General features: G+C 70.5%; 14 protein-coding genes. 4 read left to right on the forward strand and 10 right to left on the reverse strand.

What is annotated here, in order from left to right:
* The first annotated feature begins 8 nt into the window (after positions 1 to 8).
* Positions 9 to 1,583 (forward strand): PTS ascorbate transporter subunit IIC, encoded by a 1,575-nt coding sequence (locus ACH4TL_RS13040; protein WP_398317852.1) that lies wholly within the window; start codon positions 9 to 11, stop codon positions 1,581 to 1,583.
* Positions 1,584 to 1,589: 6 nt separating this feature from the next.
* Here ACH4TL_RS13040 and ACH4TL_RS13045 read toward each other — a convergent pair whose 3' ends face one another.
* Positions 1,590 to 3,881 carry an ATP-binding cassette domain-containing protein gene (locus tag ACH4TL_RS13045; RefSeq protein ID WP_398317849.1) on the reverse strand — a complete coding sequence of 764 codons (2,292 nt, stop codon included), beginning with the start codon at positions 3,879 to 3,881 and terminating at the stop codon, positions 1,590 to 1,592.
* Between the two features lie 122 nt (positions 3,882 to 4,003).
* Here ACH4TL_RS13045 and ACH4TL_RS13050 point away from each other — a divergent pair, with 122 nt between their 5' ends.
* Together ACH4TL_RS13050 and ACH4TL_RS13055 are read left to right on the forward strand one after the other, a co-directional pair.
* Entirely contained in the window at positions 4,004 to 4,735 is a 732-nt protein-coding gene (locus ACH4TL_RS13050; RefSeq protein WP_398317846.1) for a MerR family transcriptional regulator, read from the forward strand.
* A gap of 57 nt (positions 4,736 to 4,792) precedes the next feature.
* Complete coding sequence (locus ACH4TL_RS13055; RefSeq protein WP_398317843.1) at positions 4,793 to 5,275, forward strand: VOC family protein; 483 nt, start codon at positions 4,793 to 4,795, stop codon at positions 5,273 to 5,275.
* A 98-nt stretch (positions 5,276 to 5,373) separates the two neighbouring features.
* On the opposite strand, the gene ACH4TL_RS13060 is transcribed toward ACH4TL_RS13055, so the two are convergent.
* The gene (locus ACH4TL_RS13060) at positions 5,374 to 6,318 is read right to left on the reverse strand and encodes a serine/threonine dehydratase (RefSeq protein ID WP_398317840.1); all 945 of its coding nucleotides are present in this window, start codon (positions 6,316 to 6,318) and stop codon (positions 5,374 to 5,376) included.
* Between the two features lie 37 nt (positions 6,319 to 6,355).
* Here ACH4TL_RS13060 and ACH4TL_RS13065 point away from each other — a divergent pair, with 37 nt between their 5' ends.
* Positions 6,356 to 7,003, forward strand: coding sequence for a TetR/AcrR family transcriptional regulator (locus ACH4TL_RS13065; RefSeq protein WP_398317837.1), 648 nt, complete (start codon positions 6,356 to 6,358; stop codon positions 7,001 to 7,003).
* Positions 7,004 to 7,022: 19 nt separating this feature from the next.
* On the opposite strand, the gene ACH4TL_RS13070 is transcribed toward ACH4TL_RS13065, so the two are convergent.
* The 8 genes from ACH4TL_RS13070 to ACH4TL_RS13105 form a co-directional block, all read right to left on the reverse strand.
* A complete protein-coding gene (locus ACH4TL_RS13070) occupies positions 7,023 to 7,979 on the reverse strand; it encodes an alpha/beta fold hydrolase (protein WP_398317834.1) in 957 nt (318 codons plus the stop codon).
* A 178-nt stretch (positions 7,980 to 8,157) separates the two neighbouring features.
* Positions 8,158 to 10,101, reverse strand: a complete 1,944-nt coding sequence (gene htpG / locus ACH4TL_RS13075) for a molecular chaperone HtpG (protein ID WP_398317832.1) — start codon at positions 10,099 to 10,101, stop codon at positions 8,158 to 8,160.
* A 205-nt stretch (positions 10,102 to 10,306) separates the two neighbouring features.
* A complete protein-coding gene (locus tag ACH4TL_RS13080) occupies positions 10,307 to 10,489 on the reverse strand; it encodes a hypothetical protein (RefSeq protein ID WP_398317829.1) in 183 nt (60 codons plus the stop codon).
* Between the two features lie 187 nt (positions 10,490 to 10,676).
* On the reverse strand, positions 10,677 to 11,123 hold the full coding sequence (locus ACH4TL_RS13085; RefSeq protein WP_398317826.1) for a nitroreductase family deazaflavin-dependent oxidoreductase: 447 nt from the start codon (positions 11,121 to 11,123) through the stop codon (positions 10,677 to 10,679).
* A 100-nt stretch (positions 11,124 to 11,223) separates the two neighbouring features.
* On the reverse strand, positions 11,224 to 12,225 hold the full coding sequence (locus ACH4TL_RS13090; RefSeq protein WP_398317823.1) for a Ppx/GppA phosphatase family protein: 1,002 nt from the start codon (positions 12,223 to 12,225) through the stop codon (positions 11,224 to 11,226).
* A gap of 28 nt (positions 12,226 to 12,253) precedes the next feature.
* Positions 12,254 to 12,433, reverse strand: a complete 180-nt coding sequence (locus tag ACH4TL_RS13095) for a hypothetical protein (RefSeq protein ID WP_398317820.1) — start codon at positions 12,431 to 12,433, stop codon at positions 12,254 to 12,256.
* 223 nt (positions 12,434 to 12,656) lie between these two features.
* Positions 12,657 to 13,610, reverse strand: coding sequence for a DMT family transporter (locus ACH4TL_RS13100; protein WP_398317817.1), 954 nt, complete (start codon positions 13,608 to 13,610; stop codon positions 12,657 to 12,659).
* Positions 13,611 to 13,679: 69 nt separating this feature from the next.
* Complete coding sequence (locus ACH4TL_RS13105) at positions 13,680 to 14,126, reverse strand: protein-tyrosine phosphatase family protein (protein WP_398317814.1); 447 nt, start codon at positions 14,124 to 14,126, stop codon at positions 13,680 to 13,682.
* Between the last annotated feature and the right edge of the window lie 81 nt (positions 14,127 to 14,207).

Below are 14,207 nucleotides of genomic sequence, written 5' to 3' on the forward strand. Positions count from 1 at the left end.
GCGACATCATGGGCTGGCTGGTAACTCCCGCGAAGTTTCTCGTGAACGAGATCCTGAGCGAACCCGCGTATCTGATCGGCATCATCACCGCCATCGGACTCCTCGCGATGAAGAAGACCGCCGGGCAGATCATCGGCGGTGCCATCAAGGCGACCCTCGGCTTTCTGCTCATCGGGGCGGGCGCGGGGTTGGTCACCAACTCCCTCACCCCGCTGGGCACGATGATCCAGGGGGTCACGGGCGCACACGGCGTCATCCCGACGAACGAGGCCATCGTCGGCATCGCCCAGGCGCAGTTCGGGTCGCGCGTGGCGTGGCTGATGATCCTGGGCTTCGTGGTCAGCCTGCTGCTGGCCCGGTTCACCCCGCTGCGCTATGTGTTCCTGACCGGACACCACATGCTGTTCATGGCCACACTGCTGACCGTGGTGCTGGCCAACGCCGGTCAGTCCACCGTCGTCGTGGTGGCGGTCGGCGGTGTGCTGCTCGGTATCATGCTGGTGGCCATGCCCGCGTTCGCCCACCCCTGGACCAAGCGGGTCACCGGGAGCGACACCGTCGCCATCGGCCACTTCGGCACCGCGGGGTACGTGGTGGCGGGCGCGGCCGGAAAGGTGGTCGGCAAGCGCAGCCGCAGCACCGAGGAGATGAAGCTCCCCGAGGGGCTGCGCTTCCTGCGCGACTCGATGGTGGCCACGGCCCTGTCCATGCTGATCGTCTATGTGGTGATGGCGGTGCTCTTCCTCCTCAAGGCGGGGCAGCGGACGGCCTTCAAGGCGTTCGCCACCGACACCGGGGCCACCACCGCGGCCACCGACACCGGCAACTATGTGATGCAGTCGGTGATGCAGGGCCTCCAGTTCGGCATCGCCGTCGCGGTCATCCTCTTCGGCGTGCGGACGATCCTCGGTGAACTCGTGCCCGCCTTCCAGGGCATCGCGAACAAGGTGGTGCCGGGCGCGCTGCCCGCGCTGGACGCGCCGATCGTCTTCCCCTACGCGCAGAACGCCGTGCTCATCGGCTTCCTCTCCAGCTTCACCGGCGGTCTGGCCAGCCTCGCGCTGCTCACCTGGGTGTTCAACCCGGCGTTCGGCCTCGCGCTGGTCCTGCCGGGCCTGGTGCCGCACTTCTTCACCGGCGGCGCGGCGGGCGTCTACGGCAACGCCACCGGCGGCCGTCGCGGCGCCGTCGTGGGCGCGTTCCTCAACGGGGTGCTCATCACCTTCCTGCCCGCCCTGCTGCTCAAGGTGCTCGGCGCGTTCGGCGAGCAGAACACCACCTTCGGCGACGCCGACTTCGGCTGGTTCGGCGCGCTCATCGGCAACGCGGGCAAGGCCGGTGGCGGGGTGGGCGTCGCCCTGATCCTGCTCGTCGGGCTCGCGGTCCTGGGCGCCGCCGTGCTGGTGCAGAAGCGCGTGGTCGACACGGGATGGGACCCGGGCGCCGCCCGCGACGCCCTGATGCCCGGGGACACCGGGGAAGCGGCGCCGCCCGGCGGGCCGGACACCCCGCGTGGTACTGCCTCGTACCCGAAGATCGCCCCGCCCGCCGGGGCCCCCGCACCCCCGCCACCGCCCCGGTGACGCCGCCTACCCGCCGACGTACTCGCGCAGATGCGTGGCGGTCAGCGACGTGCCGGAGGCCACCAGGTCGGCGGGCGTCCCGGTGAACACCACCCGGCCGCCGTCATGGCCCGCCCCCGGACCCATGTCGACGATCCAGTCCGCATGAGCCATCACCGCCTGGTGGTGCTCGATGACGACGACCGTGTTGCCGTCGTCCACGAGCCGGTCGAGCAGCGCCAGCAACTGGTCCACATCGGCCAGATGCAGCCCGGTCGTCGGCTCGTCCAGCACATACGTCGTGCCGTTCTTCGCCATGCGGATGGCGAGCTTGAGCCGCTGCCGCTCACCGCCGGACAGGGTGGTGAGCGGCTGGCCGAGCCCCACATAGCCGAGGCCCACCGCCATCAGCCGGTCGAGGATCACCCGCGGCTGCCCGGTGGTGAAGAACTCCCGCGCCTCGGTCACCGTCATGGCGAGCACATCGCCGATGCTGCGCCCGCGCAGCCGGTACGCCAGCACCTCCGCCTTGAACCGCCTGCCCTCGCACTCCTCGCACACCGACGCCACCTCGGCCATCATCGCGAGATCGGTGTACGTCAGCCCGATGCCCTTGCAGCGCGGGCACGCCCCCTCCGAGTTGGCGCTGAACAGCCCCGGCTTCACCCCGTTGGCCCGGGCGAACGCCGACCGGATCGGGTCCAGCAGCCCCGTATAGGTGGCCGGGTTGCTGCGGCGTGAGCCACGGATCGCCGACTGGTCGGCGACGATCACCCCGTCCCGTCCGCCGAGCGAGCCATGGATCAGGGAACTCTTGCCGGACCCGGCGACCCCGGTGACGACCGTGAGCACCCCGAGGGGGATGTCCACGCTCACATCCCGCAGATTGTGCAGCCGGGCGCCGGTGATCGGCAGCCGCCCGCGGGGCTCCCGCACCTTGTCGCGCAGGCTCACCCGGTGGCCGAGGTAGTCGCCCGTCAGGGTGCCGGAGGCCCGCAGCCCGGCCAGATCGCCCGCGTAACAGATCTGCCCGCCCGTCGTACCCGCGCCGGGGCCCAGGTCCACCACATGGTCGGCGATCCGGATCGTCTCCGGCTTGTGCTCCACCACCAGCACCGTGTTGCCCTTGTCGCGCAGCTGGAGCAGCAGGGTGTTCATGCGCCGGATGTCATGCGGATGCAAGCCCACCGTGGGCTCGTCGAAGACGTACGTCACATCCGACAGACTCGAACCGAGGTGGCGGACCATCCGCACCCGCTGCGCCTCGCCACCGGAGAGCGTGCCGGACTCCCGGTCCAGGCTGAGATACCCCAGACCGATCTCCACCAGCGAGTCCAGGGTGTCCCGGAGGGTTTCCAGGACCGGCCCGACCGTGTCGTCCCCGATGCCCCGGACGAACGCGGCCAGGTCGCTGATCTGCATCGCCGAGCACTCCGCGAGGGTGCGGCCGTCGACCGCACAGGACCGGGCGGCCTCGTTCAGCCGGGATCCTTCACAGTCGGGGCAGCGGGCGAGCGCGACCGCCCGGTCCGCGAACGCGCGCACCTGGGCCTGCATCGTCTCCCGGTCCTTGGCCAGGTACAGCCGCCGGACCTTGGTGACCAGCCCCTCGTAGGTCAGGTTGTTCCGGCCCACCTTGATCTTGGTGGCGGGCTTGTGCAGGAAGCTCTCCCACTGCTCGGAGGTGTAGTCCCGCAGCGGGGCATCGGGGTCGAAAAGGCCGGAGTGCGCAAAGAGCTGCCAGTACCATGTGTCCACCCCGAATCCGGGGACGGTGATCGCCCCCTCGTTCAACGACCGCTCCCGGTCCACCAGTTGGCCGATGTCGATCTCCGACACCCGGCCCAGCCCCTCGCACCGCGGACACATGCCCTCGGCCGTGTTGAAGCTGAAGGCGAGCGGCGGACCCACATGAGGGCTGCCGATCCGGCTGAACAGGATCCGCAGCATGGTGTGGGCGTCGGTCGCGGTGCCCACGGTGGAACGGGAGTTGGTGCCCATCGGCTCCTGGTCGACGACGATCGCGGCGCTGAGGTTGCGCAGCGCGTCGACATCCGGGCGGCCGAGCGTCGGCATGAAGTTCTGGACGAACGCCGAGTAGGTCTCGTTGATCAGCCGCTGTGACTCCGCGGCGACCGTGTCGAAGACGAGCGAGGACTTGCCGGAGCCGGAGACTCCGGTGAAGACGGTGAGCCGTCGCTTGGGTATGTCGAGGGAGACATCCCGCAGATTGTTCTCCCTGGCCCCGCGGACCTGGATCACATCGTGGCCGTCCGCGGCGCGGTGGTGTCGTATGTCGTCGCTGTCACTGACATCCATGCCTTCAAGTGTTTCATTGAAGTGCCGCGTAGAGACTTTTCGCCATCTCGTGCCACGTGGACGGGCCGTGAGAGCGGAAAACCCTCAACTCGCCATGAACGCGCTGGGGATAGGCTCACCGCATGAGCCGCCCCGAAGAACCGCTGCGCCCCATCGATCTGGCACGCTCCGCCGGGATCTCGACCCAGCAGATCCGCAACTACGTCGACGCGGGCGTCCTGCCCCCGGCATCCCGCACCCCGGCCGGTTACCGCAGGCTCGACACCCGCCATCGCCGGGCGCTGGTCACCTACGACGCGCTCGTCCCGGGGTACGGACAGCAGACCGCCCGGGCGGTGATGCGGGCGGTGCACTCCGGGGACGTACCGCTGGCGCTCAGCCTCGTGGACGCCGCCCACGCGGCCCTGCACGAGCAGCGGCTGTCCCTGAAGGCCGCGGGCGAGGCGCTGGAAGCGGTCGCAGGCCAGACCCCCGAGACCCTGGACGTGCCGCGGGGGGCCTTGCGCATCGGCGAGGTGGCCGCGTACCTCGGCGTCCGCACCTCGGCGCTCAGGGTGTGGGAGGCGGCCGGGCTGCTCGTCCCGAAGCGGGAGCGCGGCACCCGGTACCGCACCTTCGGCCCGGCCGACGTCCGGGACGCCCGGGTGATCCACATGCTGCGGCAGGACCGCTACCCGCTGGAGCGGATCGCGCCCGTGCTGGACGGGTTGCGCCGTACGGGCAGCAGCGCCGCGCTGCGCGAGGTCATCGCCGAGCGCCGGGAGGGACTGACCCGGCGCACCACGGCCATGCTCGAAGGCGCCGGTCACCTGCACGCCTATCTCACCGGAAATCAGTGTGCCGAGGAGCGATGAGTTTCCCGCGCGGCGCCGGTCGGTACGGGTAAACACTCCCAGCGGCAGGAGGCACCGATGGCCAGTGACGGATTCACCACGTGTCTGTGGTTCGACGGCCGGGCCGAAGAGGCGGCGCAGCACTACGTCTCGATCTTCAAGGACGGCAAGCTCGGGCGGACCGTGCTCCACACCGACGCGGGTCCCGGCACCCCGGGCTCGGCGCTGACCGTGGACTTCGAGATCAACGGCCAGAAGTTCGTCGGGCTCAACGGCGGGCCGGAGTTCACCTTCAACGAGGCCATCTCCTTCCAGATCCACTGCGCGGACCAGGAGGAGGTCGACTACTACTGGGACCGGCTCCTGGAGGGCGGCGGCCAGGAGGTCGCGTGCGGCTGGGTGAAGGACAAGTTCGGGGTGTCCTGGCAAGTCGTTCCCGAGGTTCTCACGCAGATGATCGCCGACTCCGACCCGACGAAGGCCAAGCGCGCCATGGACGCGATGATGGGGATGGTCAAGCTCGACATCGCCGCACTTCAGAAGGCATACGCGGGGGAGTAGACGGCCATCCGCCCCACCCGCCTCTTCCCGCATCCCGGGGAGGGGCGGGCCCGCATCAGCAGAAGGGGCGGGCCATGGGCCCGCCGCGACGGGCACCCTTACGGGCGCGCCAGGCCCCCCGGGTCGGTGTTGGCCCCGCACAGCAGCACCGCCACCTTCTCGCCGGGCCGGGTCTCGTACGCCCCCGAGCGCAATGCCGCCAGCGCCGTCGCCGCGGCGTGCTCCACGGCGATCCGGCGGTCGTCCCACAGGGCCTGCCGGGCCGAGACGATGTCCTGGTCGGACACCAGCACCGACCGCACCCCGTCCTTGCGTGCCCACTCCAGCGCCATCGGCGCCGCGCGCCGCGCCCCCAGCGAGTCCGCCGCGACCGAATCGATGGGCACGTCGACCACCGCCCCGGCCTCCAGCGCCGCGTTCAGCGCGCGTGATCCCCGTGGCTCCACGGCCACCACCCGGACGCCGTGCACCAGCGCGGAGACCGCGACCCCGGTGAACAGCCCGCCGCCGCCGACCGACACCACCACCGTGTCCAGGTCCGGGCGGGACCGCAGGATCTCCTCCAGCACGGTGCCCGCACCGGCCGCGATCAGCGGATGGTCGTAGGCGTGCGACTCCAGCGCGCCCGTCTCGGCGGCGTGCTCGCGCGAGGCGTCCAGCGCCTCGGCGTACTCCCGGCCCACCTGGCGCACGTCGGCGCCGAGCGCCCGCAGCCTGCCGACCTTGACCGCGGGCGCCGTCTCGGGCAGGAACACCGTGGCCGTAATGGAATGCCGGGCCGCGGCCCAGGCGCAGGCCAGCCCGGCGTTGCCGCCGGAGGCGATGACGACGCCCGCGTCCGGAACGGTGCCCGCCTCGACGTGGGCGGCGATGAAGTTGAACGCCCCGCGCGCCTTGAAGGAGCCGGTGTGCTGGAGGAACTCCAGCGCCAGCCACCCCTCGGCCCCGCCGAAGGCACCCTCGTCCACCGGGGCCAGCGTGATGGGCCGGACGTGCCCGGCGACGCGGCGCACCGCGGCCTGTACGTCGTGATGTGCAACCATGCGAAACACTGTAACAACCACTGTTACGCTCTGACCCGTGAGGAAGAAGCGGACCGCGGTCGAACCACCCGCCCTGGACACCATCGCGCTGGCGGCCCTGTCGGTCATCGACGAGGAGGGCCCGGAGGCCCTGAGCTTCCGGGCGGTGGCACAGCGGCTCGACGTCTCGCACGCCACGGTCTTCCGCCGCTGCGGCGACTTCGACGGTCTGCTGAACGTGTGCGCCGACCAGCTGGCCACGCTGCTGCCCCGCGTCCCGTGGGACACCGACTGGGCCGCCGCCACCGAGACCCGCTTCACCGCGCTCTACGACGTGCTCATCCGGCACCCGGGCCTCGCGGCGCTGCGCGCGGGCCGCGCCTGGTTCGGGCCCGAGCTGCTGAGCCGCCTGGTGGAGCCCCAGCTCGCCCACAGCATCGCCGCCGGGATGACCCCGGCGGCGGCCGTCCATGTCTACCGGCGGCTGTATCTGCTCACCCTCGGCGCCGTCGCCTTCGTCGACCACCGGGACGAGAAGCGGGCCCGGGCCACGGCGCGTACGGCGCTCGCCGCGCTGGACCCCGAGGAGTTCCCGGTGCTGACGGGACAGCGGGACGTCGTGCTGCCCGTCATGACCGACCACCGCGTCTACTACGACGCGCTGCGCCAGCTGATCCGGGCCGCGGCCGCCGAACACCTCGGCTGAGCCGCCCCGGGCGGGCGCCTCAGCCCAGCGCCCGCAGCCAGGCGATCAGCAGCCGGTTGACCTCCTCGGGCCGCTCCTGCTGCACCCAGTGGCCACAGCCGTCGAGAAGATGCGAGGACACCAGGCCGGGGAGGGTGGTGGGGTACGCCGCGACGGCGTCGGCCAGCCAGCCGAGCGAGGCGTCGCGCTCCCCGGCCAGGAACAGCGACGGCTGGGTGAGCGGCGCCCCGTCCCAGGCCGCCAGATCCTCCCAGTCGCGGTCGGCGTTGCGGTAGCGGTTCAGCGCCCCGGTGAGCCCGGTCCGTTCGAACTCCGCCGCACAGGCTTCGAGTTCGGCCTCGGTGAGCCAGGAGGGCAGCGGGCCGTCCGGGAAGCGGTCACGCATCCGTCCGCCCCGGGGGACGAAGAAGGGGCTGCCGTCGGGGGAAGGCGCCGCGTCGCCCGAGAGCGCGGCGTAGAACCCGGCGAGCCAGCCGCGCACATCGGGCTCGATCTCCGCCTCGGCCCGGCCGGGGCGCTGGAAGTAGCCGACGTAGAACTCCTCGTCACCGCGGCCGATCCGCGCGAACACCTCGCTGGGCCGTGGGCCGCCCCGGGGCGCGTACGGCACGCCGAGCAGCCCCACGGCGGTGAAGACATCGGGCCTGAGCAGTGCGGAGTTCGCGGCGATGGGCGAGCCCCAGTCGTGGCCCACGATCACCGCCGTCTCCTCGCCGAGGGCGCGGACCACGCCGACGGTGTCGGCGACATGGGCGAGCATGCGGTACGCCGCCACCTCGCGGGGCTTGGAGGAGCGCCCGTAGCCCCGTACGTCGATGGCCACCGCGCGATAACCGGCCGCGGCGAGCGCGGGGAGCTGATGGCGCCAGGAGCGCCAGGTCTCGGGGAAGCCGTGGACCAGGAGGACCAGGGGGCCGGAGCCCTCCTCCACCCCGTGGATACGGGCATCCGGAACGTCGATCAGCCGGTGGTGCATGGATCCTCCCTGAGCTGCCGGGCCTGAGCTGCCGGGCCTGCTGGGACGATCATGCGGCGGCGGCCCGTGGGAGGGGGAGGGAAGTTGCCGTTCCGGCAAAAGCCCTCCGGCAGGCCGTGGAAACGGCCTGCCGGAGGGCACGGATCACCGGAGAGTACGGATCACCGGAGCGCGCTGATCACAGCGTCTGCTCCAGGCGTCCGGCCATCAGCTTGATGAAGCGCGACGGGTCGCTCAGCTCGCCGCCCTCGGCGAGCAGGGCCATCCCGTAGAGGAGTTCGGCCGTGTCCGCGAGACCCGAGTCCATCGGGCGCTCACCGTGGGCCGTGCGCAACCCGCTGACCAGCGGATGCGTGGGGTTCAGCTCCAGGATGCGCTTGATCTGGGGCACGTTCTGCCCCATCGCGCGGTAGATGTTCTCCAGGGCCGGGGTGACATCGTGGGTGTCGCCCACGATGCAGGCCGGGGAGGTGGTGAGGCGGGAGGACAGCCGCACCTCCTTGACCTGCTCGCCCAGCGTCGTGGTCATCCAGGCCAGCAGATCGGCGAAGTCCTTCTTCTGCTGCTCGCGCTCGGGCGCGCCCTCGCTCGACTCGTCCTCGTCGTCGAGGTCGACCTGCCCCTTGGCGACCGACCGCAGCTGCTTGCCCTCGAACTCGGGGACGGCGTCGACCCACAGCTCGTCGATGGGGTCGGTGAGGACCAGCACCTCGTACCCCTTGGCCTGAAATGCCTCCATATGAGGCGAGTTCTCCACGATCGAGCGAGACTCGCCCGTCATGTAGTAGATGTGCTCCTGGCCCTCCTTCATCCGCTCCACGTAACTCCGGAGGGTGGTCGGCTCCTCGGCGTCGTGGGTCGAGTCGAAGGAGGAGATCTCCAGGATCGCGTCCCGGTTCTCGAAATCGCCCAGCAGCCCTTCCTTGAGGACGCGGCCGAACTCCTTCCAGAGCGTCGCGTACCGCTCGGCGTTCTGGGACATCATGTCCTTCACCGTCGAGAGCACCTTCTTGACCAGCCGGCGGCGCATCAGCTGGATCTGACGGTCCTGCTGAAGGGCCTCGCGCGAGACATTCAGCGAAAGGTCCGCGGCGTCGACGACACCCTTGACGAAGCGCAGGTATTCCGGCATCAGCGCTTCGCAGTCGTCCATGATGAAGACGCGCTTGACGTAGAGCTGCACACCCCGCTTACGGTCCTGCATATACAGGTCCTGCGGTGCGCGGGACGGAATGAACAGCAGTGACTGGTATTCGAAGGTGCCCTCCGCCTGCATGCGGATGGTCTCGAGCGGGTCGTTCCAGTCGTGGCTGATGTGCTTGTAGAACTCGTGGTATTCCTCGTCGGTGACCTCGCCCCGCGGGCGGGCCCACAACGCCTTCATCGAGTTGATCGTCTCGAGCTCGGGGGCACCGCCGTCCTCGGGCGCTTCGCCGTCCTCGTCCCCGGATGCCTTGTTCGGGGTTTCCCCGGCCATCCGGATCGGCCAGGTGATGAAGTCCGAATACCGCTTGACGATTTCCCGGATCTTCCACGGGGAGGCGTAGTCGAAGAGGTGGTCCTCGGCGTCCTCGGGCTTGAGCCGCAGCGTGACCGCGGTGCCCTGGGGCGCGTCCTCGACCGGCTCGATGGTGTAGGTGCCCTCGCCGCTGGAGATCCAGCGGGTGCCCTGGCTCTCGCCCGCGCGCCGGGACAGCAGCGTCACCTCGTCGGCGACCATGAAGCTGGAGTAGAAACCGACTCCGAACTGCCCGATGAGGTCCTGCGAGGCCGCCGCGTCCTGCGACTCCTTCAGCTCCTTGAGGAATTTCGCGGTGCCGGAGTTCGCGATCGTTCCGATGAGCTGCACCACGTCATCGTGCGACATGCCGATGCCGTTGTCGCGCACGGTCAGCGTGCGCTGCTCCTTGTCGACCTCCAGGGCGATGTGGAGATCCGAGGTGTCCGCCTCCAGGTCCCCGTCCCGGAGGGATTCCAGCCGCAGCTTGTCCAGGGCGTCGGAGGCGTTGGAGATGAGCTCACGCAGAAAGACATCCTTGTTCGAGTAGATCGAATGGATCATCAGCTGCAACAGCTGACGCGCCTCGACCTGAAACTCGAATGTCTCAACCCCTGTAGTCACCTGATTCCCCTCATGCGATAAGTGTTCGACGCCATCAAGTCCATTGCGTCGCCGGGATCTTATCGAAGAGGGCGGTCACCGCGCGTGGTGGTCCGGTGTCTTCGCGCGGTTGCGTGGCCCGATGGCTCGAGCCCCGGGCCGCGCTGGTGGTCATGATCGTGTCCGAAGAACCCGCTGGGTGGGGTGGTGCGGTACGAACCCCGCGTCACTCGCTCTTCTGGTGCGGGTGGGAACCCTGGGCGGGTCGCAGCCGGCTCCAGTCGAGGGCCTCGGCGGCCTCCCGCTGGATCACCTCGGCCGCTTCCCGCGCCTCCGCGGGAACATCGCCCTGTTCCGCTATGAGACTGTCGTAGATCGGGGACAGGTCGCCCCTGTTTGCGGTGGTCATGCTGGGTACTTCCTTCGTGCCGTGGTGCAGGTGTGCCACCCGAGCCTAACCTTCGGTTTCCCTTGTCGCGAGGACGCATATCACCGTGTTCCCACCGGGCCCGGTTGCGTGAAAGTTGTGTGATGTCCGAGTGGAGGCCGACGCGCGGTGAACGGGGCCGCGCCCCCGCTCACCGGCGTCAGGGGGCTCAGTGCGGCGTGGAGGCGGGCTCCAGGACGAAGACGGGGATCTCGCGCGCTGTCTTCTCCTGGTAGTCGGCGTAGTCCGGGTACGCCGCGACCGCGCGCTGCCACCACAGCGCCTTCTCCTCGCCGGTGACCTCGCGGGCCTTCATGTCCCACGCTTCCGTCCCGTCGCGCAGCTCGGCGCGCGGGTCGGCCAGCAGGTTGAAGTACCAGACGGGGTGCTTGGGGGCGCCGCCGAGCGAGGCCACCGCCGCGTACGTGCCCTCGTGCTCCACCCGCATCAGCGGCGTCTTGCGGATCTTCCCGCTCTTCGCCCCGAGCGTGGTCAGCAGGATCACGGGCATGCCCCGCAGCGTCGTGCCCTTGGTGCCCCCGGAATTCTCGATCAGCTCGACCTGGTTGCGCACCCACGCGGTCGGGCTCGGCTCGTACTCACCCTGAAGAGGCATGTCATCCGTCCTCATCGTCGTCGCCAAAGATTGCCGCACCGCATAACGCTCCGGGCCTTCCCGATCATCCCCCGGGATGACGGCGGACGCCCGGTGGAGCTCAGGAGACGGTGTGCAGCCGGTGGCGGGTGTGGTCGCGGGCCCTCGGTACGAACGCGGCGGGGAGCGGCTGCGCACCGAGCGCGGCCAGCCGGTCCAGCAGGATGCCCTCGCGCAGGGCCCAGGGGCAGATGGTGACCTGCCGCACGTCCAGCACCTCCATGGCGGCCTCCGCCACGATCGCCCCGGCGAGCGACTGATGTGCCCGGGACGCGGAGATGCCCGGCAGCCGGGCGCGCTCGGCGTCGGATCTCGCCGCCAGCCGCGGAATCCATGTCCGCAGGTCGGAGCTGGCGAGGGTGCTGCGCCCCGGCGCCCCGGTCGTCGGCTTCGGGGCCCCGGCGAGCCGTGCCAGCTGGGTGAAGGTCTTCGACGTGGCGATCGCGGAGACGGGGACCGGCTGGTCGCGCAGCTCGGCCGTGGCCTCCATGAGGACGGCGCGTACGTACTCGCGCAGCCGCGCGACGTCCCGCTTGTGCACCGGGACCTCGTCGGGCAGGTGGTGGCGGGTGAGCCGGCCGGCCCCGAGCGGCAGCGAGAGCGCCACCGCGGGTTCCGTACGGCTGCCGCAGGCCAGCTCCATCGAGCCGCCGCCGATGTCGAGCAGCAGCATCCGCCCGGCCGACCAGCCGTGCCAGCCGCGCGCGGCCAGGAAGGTCAGCCGTGCCTCTTCCTCGCCGCTGAAGAAGCGCACCCGGATTCCGGTGGCGTCCTCGATCGCGGCGAGAACCGTCGTGCGGTTGGCCGCGTCGCGCACCGCGGAGGTGGCCAGCGGCACCAGGTCGTCGACCTGGTGCGCCGTCGCGACCGCTTGGCTTTCGGCCACGGCGCTGACCAGGCGGCGTATGGCGTCCTGGTTGATCACGCCTTGGTGATCGGTCGCCTCGGCCAGGTGGACCGACTGCTTGAGCGTGGTCACCGGCTCGGGCGGTCCGCCCGGAACGAGGTCGGCAATCTTCAGGTGAACGGCACGTGAACCTATGTCGAGCACTGCAAGGCGCATGCCTGCTCAGTGCCCGAGTTGCCGGACTTTACGCCGCGAGGGGGCGCTGCTGGGGGGTGGGGGAGGCCGCGGGGGATTCCTTTTCGCCGTTCCGCTCCGCCGGGTCCTGGGACGTGGCGGTGCGACGTCCGCTGGGGAACGTCAGATCCGGCACGTCGACCACGGGCGGCAGATCGGGCGTGAGCAAGGTTTGCTCGTTTGTGTCCATGAGCCGATGGGTACCCCCGCGCATCGCGCTCATCCGTGGCGGACTGGATTCTTCCCTGCGATATCGGTCACACCGGGACTATATCGGGCTAGGAGCGGTCGGTTTTGGTCAGAAAAGTGTGCCAAGCGGCCTCGGGTACAACGGCTGGATCATGACGGTGCCGCGCCTGAAGCTGCTAGCAGGCGAGTGAAGCGGGTATGCGTCGGTATGTGTCGCTGCGCGGCTAATCAGCCGGAGTGGCCTCCCTGGTCGTCGGGCTGCCGGTGGCCACCACCGTCGAGCGCGCCGGGCCGGTGCGGCGGCGGGAGACCGCGACCCCGGCCAGACACAGGGCGCCGCCCACGAGCGTCAGCGCGCCCGGCACCTCGTCCAGCACCAGCCAGGACATCAGCACCACCAGGGCCGGAACCACATAGGTGGTGGCGCCCATCCGGCCCGCGGTGGTGCGGGCCAGCGCGAAGGCCCAGGTGGTGAAGGCGAGCGCGGTCGGGAACAGGCCCAGGTACACCATGTTGAGCGTCGCGGACAGCGGGGCGTGCGCGGCCTCCGAGACCAGCGTCCCGGTGAACGGCAGACAGGTCACTGCCCCGATCAGACAGCCGAACGTGGTCACCTGGAGCGCCCCGCCGTGTCCCAGCGCCGGTTTCTGGGAGACCACACCACTCGCGTACGTCACCGCGGCCACCACGCACAGCAGCACACCGAGCACGGAGGAGCGGCCCGAGCCGGACATCGAGAGCCCCACGACCACCGCGCCGCTGAACGACACCGCCATCCCCCACAGCAGCGGACGCGGCAGCCCCTCGCCCAGCAGCCTGCTGCTCAGCAGCGCGATGAGGATCGGGCCGATGTTGACGACCATCGCCGCCGTGCCCGCGTCGACCTGCTGCTCACCCCAGTTGAGCGCCACCATGTAGACGCCGAACCACAGAAAACCCGAGCAGGCGATTCCCGGCCAGGCGGCCCGCGGCGGCCATCCCACCCGCCGTATCAGGCTGATCGCGCCCAGCGCCACCGTCCCGGCGAGCAGCCGGCCCAGCGCCAGGGCACCGGGCGAATAGGCCGAGCCCGCGCTGCGGATGGAGACGAAGGCCGAGGCCCACAGCACGACGGTGACGGCTGCCGCCGCCACGGCGGGCCATTCCTTGGGGTAATCGGTGTCCGGCGCTTTGGTCATGACGCCGACACTATGCCGCGCTCATTCCGGCCCTCAACGAAGTTTTGCCGCCGGGGTCGGCGCCCGGTGTCACCCGGTGGCCGCGGGCTGCCCGAACCTTGTGACGTAGCGGCGCTGCCAGGGCGTTTCCACGGCGCGGGCCGCGTAGTGCTCGCGTACGTAAGCCACCGCGTCCCCGGGCGGTACGCCGTCCAGCACCGCGACGCAGGCCAGCGCCGTACCGGTGCGGCCGCGGCCACCGCCGCAGGCGACCTCGACCCGCTCATCGGCGGAGCGCTCCCACGCCTCCCGCAGCGCGGCGGCGGCCGCCGCACGGTCGGACGGGAGCCGGAAGTCGGGCCAGCGCAGCCAGCGGGCCTCCCAGCCGACCGAGGGCGGCTGATGGCCCAGCAGATACAGCCCGAAGTCGGGCTCGGGCCCCTCCGGGAGGGGGTGGCGCAGCCCCCGGCCGCGGATGAACCGGCCCGACGGAAGGCGCATCACGCCCGGTGCGGAAGGATCCCAAGTGGCGTTCATGGGGCGAGAGTAGCGGTGCGGGGGGAAGGACGACCTGGCGATGATCGCCGACGCGGGCTTCGAGGTGGAGGGCACCGACAC

This window comes from Streptomyces sp. NPDC021115, from assembly GCF_044333065.1.
GTDB lineage: Bacteria > Actinomycetota > Actinomycetes > Streptomycetales > Streptomycetaceae > Streptomyces.